Annotated in this window: 9 protein-coding genes and 2 tRNA genes; 4 read left to right on the plus strand and 7 right to left on the minus strand. The window is 73.0% G+C overall.

All coding sequences use genetic code 11. The features are described 5' to 3' along the window. Window positions 1–106: 106 nt before the first annotated feature. The 4 genes from ACPYOM_RS09980 to ACPYOM_RS09995 all read right to left on the minus strand — a co-directional run bounded on the left by ACPYOM_RS09980 (window position 107) and on the right by ACPYOM_RS09995 (window position 4,968). Window positions 107–1,813 carry a GTPase gene (locus ACPYOM_RS09980; RefSeq protein WP_481345812.1) on the minus strand — a complete coding sequence of 569 codons (1,707 nt, stop codon included), beginning with the start codon at window positions 1,811–1,813 and terminating at the stop codon, window positions 107–109. Continuing rightward, window positions 1,810–3,519, minus strand: coding sequence for a dynamin family protein (locus tag ACPYOM_RS09985; RefSeq protein ID WP_481342866.1), 1,710 nt, complete (start codon window positions 3,517–3,519; stop codon window positions 1,810–1,812). The genes ACPYOM_RS09980 and ACPYOM_RS09985 overlap by 4 nt, the downstream gene beginning before the upstream one ends. Before the next feature lie 159 nt (window positions 3,520–3,678). Further along, a tRNA-Arg gene (locus ACPYOM_RS09990) sits at window positions 3,679–3,751 on the minus strand. A 56-nt stretch (window positions 3,752–3,807) separates the two neighbouring features. Next, window positions 3,808–4,968: a PrsW family intramembrane metalloprotease gene (locus ACPYOM_RS09995; protein WP_481342867.1), complete on the minus strand. Its 1,161-nt coding sequence runs from the start codon at window positions 4,966–4,968 to the stop codon at window positions 3,808–3,810. A 143-nt stretch (window positions 4,969–5,111) separates the two neighbouring features. Here ACPYOM_RS09995 and orn point away from each other — a divergent pair, with 143 nt between their 5' ends. Both orn and ACPYOM_RS10005 read left to right on the plus strand, forming a co-directional pair. Next, on the plus strand, window positions 5,112–5,678 hold the full coding sequence (orn, locus tag ACPYOM_RS10000; protein ID WP_481342876.1) for an oligoribonuclease: 567 nt from the start codon (window positions 5,112–5,114) through the stop codon (window positions 5,676–5,678). A 122-nt stretch (window positions 5,679–5,800) separates the two neighbouring features. After that, a tRNA-His gene (locus ACPYOM_RS10005) sits at window positions 5,801–5,873 on the plus strand. An 83-nt stretch (window positions 5,874–5,956) separates the two neighbouring features. On the opposite strand, the gene ACPYOM_RS10010 is transcribed toward ACPYOM_RS10005, so the two are convergent. Further along, window positions 5,957–6,409 carry a hypothetical protein gene (locus tag ACPYOM_RS10010; protein WP_481345813.1) on the minus strand — a complete coding sequence of 151 codons (453 nt, stop codon included), beginning with the start codon at window positions 6,407–6,409 and terminating at the stop codon, window positions 5,957–5,959. Then, window positions 6,406–7,884: a right-handed parallel beta-helix repeat-containing protein gene (locus ACPYOM_RS10015; RefSeq protein WP_481345814.1), complete on the minus strand. Its 1,479-nt coding sequence runs from the start codon at window positions 7,882–7,884 to the stop codon at window positions 6,406–6,408. Before ACPYOM_RS10015 ends, ACPYOM_RS10010 begins: the two co-directional genes overlap by 4 nt. A 330-nt stretch (window positions 7,885–8,214) precedes the next feature. Here ACPYOM_RS10015 and ACPYOM_RS10020 point away from each other — a divergent pair, with 330 nt between their 5' ends. Both ACPYOM_RS10020 and ACPYOM_RS10025 read left to right on the plus strand, forming a co-directional pair. Beyond that, window positions 8,215–8,595, plus strand: a complete 381-nt coding sequence (locus ACPYOM_RS10020; RefSeq protein WP_481342870.1) for a YciI family protein — start codon at window positions 8,215–8,217, stop codon at window positions 8,593–8,595. A gap of 57 nt (window positions 8,596–8,652) precedes the next feature. Continuing rightward, entirely contained in the window at window positions 8,653–9,903 is a 1,251-nt protein-coding gene (locus ACPYOM_RS10025) for an RNA polymerase sigma factor (RefSeq protein WP_481345815.1), read from the plus strand. Between the two features lie 109 nt (window positions 9,904–10,012). Here the strand turns inward: ACPYOM_RS10025 and ppsA are convergent. After that, on the minus strand, window positions 10,013–11,475 hold a 1,463-nt coding region (gene ppsA / locus ACPYOM_RS10030; protein ID WP_481345816.1), incomplete at its 5' end, for a phosphoenolpyruvate synthase.

The following is an 11,475-nucleotide window of genomic DNA, read 5'->3' on the forward strand; positions in this document are numbered from 1 at the left end:
ACCCGCGACCACCGTGCCGCGAACCGGTCGACCGCGCCGAGCCCCGAGCAGCGGCCTGTGGACGAACACCCCTGCGGGACAGGGGGTGTGGACCACCCTCGCGTCGTCAGCGCGCCGCGGCGTCGAGCTGCTCGCGGGTCTCGCGGTGCCGGGCGAGCACCTGGTCGACCGGGACGAGGACCCGGTCGTCCGCGACGGTCGCGACGGCCTCGGTCAGGCGCGCCGCGACGATCCGGCGGCGACGGCGCGCGCCGACCTGCGCCCACGCCCTCGAGGCCGCACCGAGCACGAGCCCGAGGACGACCCCGCCGACGAGCAGCACGAGCGGCAGCGGGAGCACCCACCACGTCGGCGCCTCGGGCCGAGGCAGCTGGAGCAGGCCCATGACCCAGAGCACGAGGTACCACACGAGCCCGGCGACGGCGCCGATCCCGAGCATCCACTGCAGGACGTCGACGAGGAACCACCACGCCGGGCGGCGGCCCCGCAGCGGAGTGTCGAGCAGGGCCCGGTCGAGGGCGTCGGCGAGGCCGTCCTCGCCCTGCCGGACCGCGTCCTCGGCGGCGGTGGCCCAGCGGACGGGCAGCTCGGCGGTGGCGTCGCGGACGAAGGATCGCGTCGCGAGGTCGACCGCCGAGACGGCGGCAGCGGTGGGGGCGGGGACCGAGGACCGGCCGAGCACGGCGCGCACGTCCTCGCCGCCGATCTCGACGGGGATCGGGCGCGCGCCGGCCCGGTCGAGGCGCAACCGGCGGATGGGGTCGGGCGTCAGGGACCGGCTCCACCGTGCGAAGAGCCACGCCGTGTGCCCGAAGGCCTCGCGGCGGTGGTCCCGCTCGACGGCGTCGAGGACCACGGGCACGCCCGCGGCCCTCGCGAGGGAGGCGTCGAGGCCGGCACGCGGGAGGCGGCCCACGTCGGGCTCGCGCTCGGCGACGCCCCGGCGCAGGGTGGTGGCCGCCGCGACGACGTCGGCGCTCAGGCGCTGGCGCGCGGCCGCGTGGCCGGCGACGGCGTTGGCGATGCGCTGCCTGAGCTCGGGCAGGCCCTGGCCGGTGACCGTCGAGGTGGCAAGGACGGTGGGGCGCCGGACGCCGTCGGCCTCGAGCAGCCTGGCGAGGTCGGTCGCCAGCGTCGCGGTCGCTCCTTCGGGCAGCCGGTCGACCTGGTTGAGCACCCCGAGGGTCACCGCGCCGTGGTGCGACAGGTGCGCGACGAACTCGTCGTGCAGCCGGGCGTCGGCGTACTTCTGCGGGTCTGTCACCCAGACGAACACGTCGACGAGGTCGAGGATCCGCTCGGCCTCCTGCCGGTGGGCCTGCTCGCGCGAGTCGAAGTCGGGCAGGTCGAGCAGGACGAGCCCGTTCAGCGACCCGAGCGACGCGAGCGACCCGAGCGACCCGAGCGACCCGGAGGCCTCGGCCTCCGCCGTGGCACCGACGCCCTGACGGGCCTTGACCCCGAGCCAGTCGAGCAGGCGGGTGGCGTCGGCATCGCCCCAGATGGCCGCGGTCGGCGCCGAGGTCGTCGGCCGCCGGGCGCCGATGGTCGCGACGTCGGCGCCGACGAGCGCGTTGAAGAGGGATGACTTGCCACTGCCGGTGGCGCCGGCGAGGGCGACGACCGTGTGGTCGCCACCGATGCCGGAGCGTTCGACGGCGCGGTCCACGACGTGCCGGGCCCGGTCGGCGTCGGTGCGGTCGAGCTGGTCACCGCCGGCGAGGATGGCCTTCGACAGGGCCGTGGTCCGCGCGGCGAGCTCGGTGGCGCTGACGCGGGTGCCCTGGGCGCGGCCCATGCGGATCGGGCTCATCGGGCGTCCTGCACCGCTGCAGCGGCCTTCCGGAGTGCGGTCGCGTGGTCGGGGTCGAGCTGCACGGTGCTGACGGCTCCTTCGAAACGGGTCTGCTCGGCGGCGTACAGCGACTCGACGCGCTCGACGAGCTGCTCCCTCGCCTTGCGGGCGAGGTCGCGCACCGCCTGGTCGCCGAAGACGGCCTCGAGCAGCTTCTGGCCGACGACGGCGGTCCCACCGGCGATGCCGAACTCGGCCCCGGTGATCCCGGCCGTGCTGGCGAAGGTCACGAGCATGAGCACGACCCCCAGCCCGTTGACGCCGTAGGCGAGGATCCGCGCGGTGGTGCGCCGGTCGCGGCCCTCGTTGCGCACCATGGTGAGGATGTCGCCCTGCCAGTCGCGCACGAGCCGGGCGATGCGCTCGTCGACGTCGGGTGCCGAGCGCTCGAGCCCCGGGTGCGAGGCGAGCAGCTGTGCACCGCCGGGCAGTCCGCGCCACGCGCGCGTGGTCGTCGTGGCGGCCACCTCGGCGCGATCGGCGACGAGCGCCGCGACGCCCGACTGGAGCGCGTCGCCCAGCTCGTCCGCCTTGGCCGGACCGCCCTTGAGGAACGCGGCGAAGCGGTCGCGGACGCGCGACACGGTGGACTCGACCTGGCGGAAGAACTCGCCCGTGCCGACGAACTCCTGCCAGCGGGCGAGGACCTCGCCCCGCAGCAGGCTGCCGTCCGTGACACCGTCGCGCACCGACTCGACGGCGAGCCCGTAGGCGCTCGACGCCGCCGCGACGAGGGTCTGCCCGGCGTCGCGCTGCTCGTCGAGGGCCGCGACGACGGAGTCGACGCGGGCGGTCAGCACGTCGAGCGCGCCGTTCAGGGTCTGGCGGACGACGGCGGCCCGGGACTGTGCGTCGCCGGCGAGCGCGGCGAGCCAGCCCTTGACCCGTTCGGTCTGGTCCTCGGGAAGCAGGCCGTCGCGCAGCGGCGACTCGACGATGGTGAAGATCGGCGCGCCACCGAGGCCCTGCTCGCGCAGCATCGAGGCCAGGTGGGTGCGGATGTCGTCGACGGCCTCGCGGGCGACGCGGTCGAGGACGATCGCGACGGACGCCCCGCGCTCGGACGCCTCGCGCAGCAGGGCCCACGGCACGGCGTCGGCGTAGCGCGCGGCGGTCGTGACGAAGATCCAGAGGTCGGCGGCGGCCAGCAGCTGGGTCGCGAGGTCGCGGTTGGCCTCGACGACGCTGTCGACGTCGGGCGCGTCGATGACGGCAAGGCCCGCGGTGACGGCGTCGGTGGGGACGAGCCGCAGCGCCCCCGGACCGTCGGAGGCGTTGTGCCGGCCGGTGATCCGCGCGAGGCTCGGCAGGATGCGCGGCCCGGCGAACCACCGCTCGTCGTCAGGATGGTGCACGAGGACGGGCGAGCGGGTCGTGGGACGCAGGATCCCCGGGAGGGTCACCTCCTTGCCGACGAGCGAGTTGACGAGCGTCGACTTGCCGGCTCCGGTCGACCCGCCGACCACGGCGAGTAGCGGCGCGTCGAGGGAGGCGACCCTCGGGATGACGTAGTCGTCGAGCTGGGCGAGGAGACGCCGGCGCGTCAGCCGCGCAGCGTCGGCGCCCGGAAGCTCGAGCGGGAAGGTGACGTCGTCCAGGGCAGCACGCAACGCGCCCACCGCCGAAAGAAGGCGGGCATCACCCACCCCTGACTCACCTGCCACGTCCCAATCCTCCCGTGTCACGCCACCACATCCAAACCGGACGAACGGCGTGTTCCGGACGCGCGGTCGATCCCTTGTCGACGCCGCAGGTCGAGCCGACCGAGTCGACGGAGCCGGCCGAGCCGGCCGAGCCGACCGCCGAGGACCCTGCGGGGTCCGCGCCCCCGGCAGGACTCGAACCTGCGACCAAGAGATTAGAAGGCTCTTGCTCTATCCGCTGAGCTACAGGGGCACTGCCCTTGCGGGCGCCGTCCAATGATAGGCATCCGGAGGCGAGAGCCCGATCGCTCAGGTGACCGGTGAGCCGACGAAGGCGCGGCGATGGGCGGTGATCGCCTCGAGGAGGACGAGCTCGCGTCGCTGGGCATCGGCCTCTGCCGTGCCGTGGACGAGCCGCGACCGCAGCAGGGCGAGGTCGCTCGCGCTGTCCTGGAACGCCTCCATCGACCGCTTCGCGGGACGGCCGCCGCTGCGGCGGGCCCACTGCCGGGCGGCCCGACGCAGCCGCAGCTGGGACAGCATCGTCACCTCGGCGTGGGTCAGCCAGCCGGCGTCGGCGTACGGGGACAGGTACTGGCCGATGAGCCGGCCCTCTCGGCGGCGCAGCCACACGAGGAAGCCGACGAAGGCGAGGAAGAGCGGCACCTGGTAGGTCGCGTAGGCCTCGAAGAACCCGTCCATGCCGGCGAGCGCCGACAGGTTCCACAACCCGTGCAGGACCATGGCGCAGACCCAGCCGACGACGACGGCGACGACCCGCGTGGCCGGACGCCGGGCCGACACCGCGATCCCGATGCCGATGCCGGTGAGCGAGGTGAACAGTGGGTGCCCGAACGGCCCCATGAGGCCACGGACGAGGAACGTCGCCGTCAGGCCCTCGTTGCCGTACTCGTCGTAGGCCTGGCCGAGGTAGAGGATGTTCTCGCTGAAGGCGAAGCCGGCGCCGATGAGCCCGGCGTAGACGATGCCGTCGACGATCCCGTCGAACTCCCTGCGCCGCAGCAGGTAGACGAGCAGGACGCCGAGGCCCTTGAGGGTCTCCTCGGTGACCGGTGCGAGGTAGACGGCACCGGTGGCGAGCGGGTCGGTCCAGCGCGCCTCGACGAGGATCTTCAGGCCGAACGTGTTGAGGAAGAAGGCACCGACGACCGCCACGAGCGCGCCCCAGAGGAACGCGGACACCTGGTAGCGCACCGGCTCGGCCTCGTAGCGGTCGAGCCAGAGGTAGGTCGGGACGATGACGAACAGCGGGATGATCGCCGTGAGCGCCGACGTGATGATGACCTGGGCGGTGAGCCGTTGGCCGAGGATGCCCACGAGGACGAGCAGGCAGACGAGGAACACCGAGCCCACGACGCCGACGGTCAGCAGCGAGCGCAGCACCGGGCGCCGCGTCGGGTTGCGTGCCGGGCTCCACTGCGGCCCCGTCGTGACGTCCCCTGAGGTCATGGCGGAAGGCTAGTGCAGCGGCGACCGTGGCAGCCGTGCCGCGTGCACCGCCGTGGGCCTGGGCGGCGAGCCTCTATGGTGGTCCGGTGAGCGAGACCAACCACCGTGCCATCGCGGACCGCATCATCTGGGTCGACTGCGAGATGACCGGGCTGTCCCTCCAGTCCGACGCCCTCATCGAGGTGGCGGCCCTCGTCACGGACTTCGAGCTGAACCAGCTGGGCGAGGGCGTCGACGTCGTCATCCGTCCCCCGGACGAGGCCCTGGAGCAGATGGACGACTTTGTGCGCGACATGCACACGACGTCCGGGCTCATCGAGGAGCTCGACCGGGGCGTGACGGTGCGCGAGGCCGAGACCGTCGTCCTCGACTACGTGCGCACCTTCGTCCCCGAGCCGCGCAAGGCCCCGCTCGGCGGGAACACCGTGGCCACCGACCGCGGCTTCCTCGCGCGCGACATGCCCGTGCTGGAGCAGTACATGCACTACCGCATCATCGACGTCAGCTCGATCAAGGAGCTGTCCCGACGCTGGTACCCGCGCGTCTACTTCAACGCGCCGAAGAAGTCCGGCGGCCACCGAGCCCTCGCCGACATCCGCGAGTCCATCGCCGAGCTGCGCTACTACCGCGAGGCGGTCTTCGTGCCCCAGCCGGGGCCCGACAGCGCCACCGCCAAGGCACTCGCGCAGCCCCACGTCATCCAGCACTGACCGTCCCGCGAGCGGGCCCGGCACTGCCGACCGGGTGGTCACGAGCACCCTTTGGGGCCGTGTACGATTGGCGTCGCTGTCCCACGACGCCGAGCCTCCGGGCCCGGCTCGTGGCATGCATGGTGGGTGTAGCTCAGCTGGTAGAGCACCTGGTTGTGGTCCAGGTGGTCGCGGGTTCAAGTCCCGTCACTCACCCCGGCCAGAGGGCCCCGCACCGTCGGTGCGGGGCCTTCGCCATGTCGTCGCCGTGTCGTCGCCGTGTCGTCACGGCCTCGCCGTCACCGCCCGCAGAGGAGCCGCGCCGCGACGAGGTCGCCGTGGATCATCAGGCCGATGTCGGTGCGGCGCCGGTGCGACTCGCTCGATGCCGTCGTCACGGCGACGCGGTAGGCCGCGAGGTCGTCGGCGAGGTTCTGCGCCACCTCGCGGACGTCGTCCGACGCCGTCGACCGCGCCACGCCGAGCGCCCGGCCCCGCGCGGCGTCGACCGTGCCAGCCGTACCCGTCGACGAGGCGGTGGCGGCGGCAGCCACGACGGCGCCCATGGCGGCGCAGTCGGTGGCGGACGGGCCGGCCACGCGCGACGCCGAGGTGCTGCCGACCGGCCCGGCACCACCGGCCTCGCGGGAGGCGCCGTTGGCGACGACGGCGCTGCCCAGGGCCAGCCCGGTCGCGAGGAGGACTCCGGTCAGGTGGCGCCGCCGACGGACGGCGCTCGTGGTCGGGCTCATGGGGTCACCCCGTTCTGGGTCGCGGGCTGGTACTCGTACGCGCCCCGGTCGTCGTAGGTGCGCACGCCGACGCCCGTGTCGACGGTGGCCGGGTCGTCGACCCGGGGGCGCGAGGCCGCGTCGGTCGTCGGTTGGCCGGGAGCGCCGGAGTTCGCCGAGTCGATGGCGGGCGAACCGGGCTGGAGCGTGAAGTCACCGCCGGCGGGGTTGGTCAGGCCCGGGGCGGCCTGCAGCCCCCGCGGCTCCTGACCGCTCGCGGCCTGGAAGGCGGCCAGCGAGGTGTAGGAGGTCGAGCCCCACACCATCATCGTGCCGGCCACGCTGAGGTTGACGAGGTCGAAGTCGACGCTCGTCCCGAGCTGGGAGGTGGCATCGACACGGATGTTGCCCCTCGTCCTCGGACACTTCACCGTCCCGCCGGCGCCGTCCGGGCACCCGATCGCGTTGTCGACGGCGACGTTGTCGGCGATCGTGAAGCCGCTGGCCGTGCCGGACGGGACGCCCTCGAGGTTGATGCCGGCGCTGACGTTCCCGTAGACGGTGTTGCCGACGATCGAGCTGCCGGTGACGCCGTAGTTGTCGATGCCGTGGTCGCCGGTGATGCAGCCGGCGGTGTTGCCGGTCGGCGGGGCGCTGCAGTTGGACATCGACGCGGTGCTGAAACCCATGTTGTGGTAGCTGACGTTGTCGACGATCGTGTTGCCGTCACCGCCCGGGTAGGACTGGATGCCGGAGTCCTCGTTGTCGTGGACGCGGTTGCCGCCGACCACGTTGCCCCCAGAACGCAGGTCGATCCCGACGGCGTTGCGCACGTAGCCGTAGGCGTTCCAGGAGACCTCGTTGCCCGTGAGCTGGTTGCCGGTCGAGCCGTTCGTCACGAAGATCCCCGACGCGGAGTTGTCGGTCACGAGGTTGCCGCTGACGACGGACCCGGTCATCGAGTTGAGGTACATGCCGTACGCCGTGTACCCCTGGACCCGCTGCCCGGACCTCTTGATGGTGTTGCCCGACAGCGTCAGGCCCGTGGCGTTGTAGACGTAGACGGCGTCCTTGCTCGTGTCCTGCATGGTGAAGCCGGACACCGTGAGCCAGCTCTGGTTGCTGATCGTGAAGGCGTGCTTGGGCCCTGAGATGGTCACCGTGGCTCCCGCCGCCGGGCGGAAGGTGATCGGTGACCCTTGGACGCCGGAGTGCCAGGGGAAGACCTCGTCGGTGTACGTGCCGGTCGACACGAGCACGGTCTGCCCCGCGACCGCGACCTTGGCGGCCTTGGCGATGGTGCAGTAGGGGACGGTCGCGGTGCCGGACCCCGTGTCCGAGCAGCCCGCGCCCCCGACGTAGAGGTAGGTCGCGGCTCCGTCGGCGGCGCCGAGCGGTACGGCGGCCAGCCCGAGGGCCGCGACGAGGACGCCCGCCCCGAGCGCCGCCCGGTGCCGTCGGGACGATCCGTGCCTGAGTGTCTCCGAACGTGTCATCGCGGATCCCTGCCTCCGTCCCGCGTCCTGCTCCCCTGTCCTCCCAGTGTCGCTGCTGGTCGCGTCGGACACTCGTCCACGGGCTGGAGCACGCTCTACGTCAGATGGCGTACTCCGCTGCGACCGGCGTTCGCGCACCGCCGGGGCTCGGCCCCCGGCCCGGCCCCTGGGGGGTCGGCTCGGGCGGCGGGACACGCGACATCTCGCGCGATCTTCCGGGATGTTCTCGTATCGGGGCACCGGCGTTCGTGGAACCGGTGAGCAGTGGCCGCCGTGCCGCCGAAGAGGACCCCGGCAGGGTCCTCGTCCGGACCGAGAGGAGTGGAAGCCATGACGGAGTACCTCATCGCCTTCAACGACGAGTGGGTGCAGGAGCACACCGAGGACGAGATCAGGGCCAAGGGGGTCGCCAGCAGGGCCGTGGTGCGCGAGATGCAGGAGCAGGGTGTGCTCATCTTCACCAACGGCGGCCTCGACGCCGACACCGCGATCTGCAGCGTCGTGGCGCACGAGGGTCGACCCGTGTTCACCGACGGCCCGTTCGCCGAGACGAAGGAGCACCTCGGCGGCTTCTGCGTCGTCGACGTGCCCGACGACGAGACGGCGCGCTACTGGGCCGGACGCCTGGCCGTGGCCCTCGACTGGCCGCAGGAGGTCCACCGCTTCCGCGGTGCCGGCATGGCCCGCACCGAGCCCGCGCAGCGGGCCTGAGCGGTGGCGCGCCGGCGCGGAGTCCCCTCGAGACGCTCGTGGGGCGCTGACGGAGCCGTGACCGACGCGACCGCCGATGCAGCCCGGGCGCTCACCCGGGCCCACCACGAGGAGTGGGCCCGGGTGGTGGCCGGCCTGGCCCGGCGCTTCGGCGACCTCGACGTCGCCGAGGAGGCCGCCGCCGAGGCGTTCGCGAGGGCGGCGGAACGGTGGCCGGGCGACGGTGTGCCGCCCAACCCCGGCGGCTGGATCACCACCACCGCCACCCGAAGGGCGATCGACCGGATCCGTCGCGAGTCCCGACGCTCCACCAAGCACCAGGCGGCCCACATGCTCCACGACGACTCACCTGCCGAGCCGACCGGTCCCGTCGAGGACGACCGGCTCCGGCTGTTCTTCACCTGCTGTCATCCCGCGCTGTCGGTGGAGGCCCGGGTGGCACTCACCCTGCGGCTGCTCGGCGGCCTCACGGTCGGCGAGATCTCCCGGGCGTTCCTCGTGCCCGAGACGACGATGGCGCGGCGGATCACTCGCGCCAAGGCCAAGATCGCCGCAGCCCACATCCCCTTCCGCGTCCCGTCGGCCGCCGACGTCCGCGACCGGCTCGACGACGTGCTCGCGGTCGTCTACCTCGTCTTCAACGAGGGCTACCTCACCGGCGAGGGCGAGGACCCGGTCCGCGTCGACCTCATCGACGAGGCGATCCGTCTCGGCCGCCTGCTCCGTGCGCTCCTGCCGGACGACGGCGAGGTCGCCGGCCTGCTCGCCCTCATGCTCCTCACCGACGCCCGACGGTCGGCGCGCGTGTCGGCCACCGGCGAGCTGGTCACCCTCGACGAGCAGGACCGGGGCACGTGGGACCGGGCCCTCATCGCCGAGGGCGACGCCCTGGTCCGCGAGCGGCTCGAGGTCGTGGCGGCCGGCGGCGAGCGGCCGGGGCGGTACCAGCTGCTGGCGGCGATCAGCAAGGTGCACACCGACGCTCCCTCCGCGCGCGACACGCAGTGGTCCCACGTCGTCGCCCTCTACGGGGCGCTGGCGGCCCTCGACCCCTCGCCGGTCGTGCGGCTCAACCGGGCGGTCGCGGTGGCCGAGGTCGAGGGCCCGGCGGTCGGGTTGGCCGAGGTCGACCGCCTCGCCGAGGTCCTCGACCGCTACCACGCGTTCCACGCCGCGCGCGCCGACCTGCTGCGCCGGCTCGGCCGCGTCGACGAGGCGCGCGCAGCCTACGACCGGGCCATCGGGCTCACCGGCAACCCGGCCGAGCGCGCCTACCTCGCCCGCCGCCGCGACCGGCTGGCCGGCTGAGGTGCCGGCGGGCTCGGCCGAGCCGCGCCCACGCCCACCCCACGCCCAGGCCCGACGAGGCTCGACCGGGCTCCGCCGAGCCCGGTCGAGCTTCACCGAACGCACTGGGTCAGCGCCGGCCGGCGGTCTCCTTGCGGTGCTGGGCCAGACGCAGCCAGGTCTCCACGACGGTGTCGGGGTTGAGCGACATCGTCTCGATGCCCTGGTCGAGCAGCCACTCGGCCAGGTCCGGATGGTCGCTCGGGCCCTGCCCGCAGATGCCGACGTACTTGCCGCGCTCGCGGCACGCCGTGATCGCCATGGCGAGCATCTTGCGGACGGCGGGGTCGCGTTCGTCGAAGGACCCGGCGACGAGCGAGGAGTCCCGGTCCAGGCCGAGGGTCAGCTGCGTCATGTCGTTCGAGCCGATGGAGAACCCGTCGAAGTGGTCGAGGAACTCGTCGGCGTTGACGGCGTTGCTCGGCACCTCGCACATCATGACGACCTGGAGGTCGTTCTCGCCGCGAACCAGGCCGTGCGAGGCGAGCAGGTCGATGACGCCCTTCCCCTCGGTGACCGTGCGCACGAACGGGATCATGATCTTGACGTTGGTCAGGCCCATCTCGTCACGCACGTACTTGAGGGCCTCGCACTCCATCGCGAAGCACTCGGCGAAGTCGGCCGACAGGTACCGGGCGGCGCCGCGGTAGCCGATCATCGGGTTCTCCTCGTGCGGCTCGTACCGCTCGCCCCCCAGCAGCCCCGCGTACTCGTTCGACTTGAAGTCGGACATCCGCACGATGACCGGCTCAGGCGCGAAGGCCGCAGCGATGGTCGCGACCCCCTCCGCGACCCGCTGGACGAAGAACTCGCGCGGCCCGGCGTAGGCCGCGATCTGGGCCTCGATCTCGGAGCGCACCCCCGGCTCCTGGTCCTCGAGCTCGAGCAGGGCCCGCGGGTGGATGCCGATCTGCCGGTTGATGATGAACTCGAGGCGGGCCAGCCCGACGCCGTGGTTGGGCAGGCGCGCGAACTCGAAGGCCTGCTCGGGCGTGCCGACGTTCATCATCAGCTTGACGGGCAGGTCCGGCATGTCGTCGAGGGCGGTCTCGGTGACGGTGAACTCGCGCAGCCCGTCGTAGACGAACCCGGTGTCGCCCTCGGCGCAGGACACCGTCACCTCGCGGCCGTCGGCGAGGTCCGTGGTCGCCGAGCCGGTGCCGACGACGGCGGGGATGCCGAGCTCACGGGCGATGATCGCGGCGTGGCACGTGCGCCCACCGCGGTTGGTGACGATGGCGCTGGCGCGCTTCATGATCGGCTCCCAGTCGGGGTCGGTCATGTCGGCCACGAGCACCTCGCCGGGCTCGAAGTCGTGCATGGCGTCGATCGAGCTCAGCACGCGCACCGCCCCGGCGCCGATCTTCTGGCCGATGGCGCGGCCCTCGACGACGACCGGCCCGCGCTCGTCCATCCGGAACCGGCGCAGCGTCGAGCCGGACTGGCGCGACTGCACGGTCTCGGGGCGGGCCTGCAGGATGTAGAGCCCCCCGTCGATGCCGTCCTTGCCCCACTCGATGTCCATGGGCCGGC

This window comes from Monashia sp. HAY1-2A, from assembly GCF_056755315.1.

Excerpts from the sequence above, each read along its gene's own strand:
- ACPYOM_RS09980 (WP_481345812.1), bottom strand. The coding sequence starts at position 1,813 with ATGAGCCCGATCCGCATGGGCCGCGCCCAGGGCACCCGCGTCAGCGCC.
- ACPYOM_RS09995 (WP_481342867.1), bottom strand. The coding sequence starts at position 4,968 with ATGACCTCAGGGGACGTCACGACGGGGCCGCAGTGGAGCCCGGCACGC.
- orn (WP_481342876.1), top strand. The coding sequence starts at position 5,112 with ATGACCGGGCTGTCCCTCCAGTCCGACGCCCTCATCGAGGTGGCGGCC.
- ACPYOM_RS10010 (WP_481345813.1), bottom strand. The coding sequence starts at position 6,409 with ATGAGCCCGACCACGAGCGCCGTCCGTCGGCGGCGCCACCTGACCGGA.
- ACPYOM_RS10015 (WP_481345814.1), bottom strand. The coding sequence starts at position 7,884 with ATGACACGTTCGGAGACACTCAGGCACGGATCGTCCCGACGGCACCGG.
- ACPYOM_RS10020 (WP_481342870.1), top strand. The coding sequence starts at position 8,215 with ATGACGGAGTACCTCATCGCCTTCAACGACGAGTGGGTGCAGGAGCAC.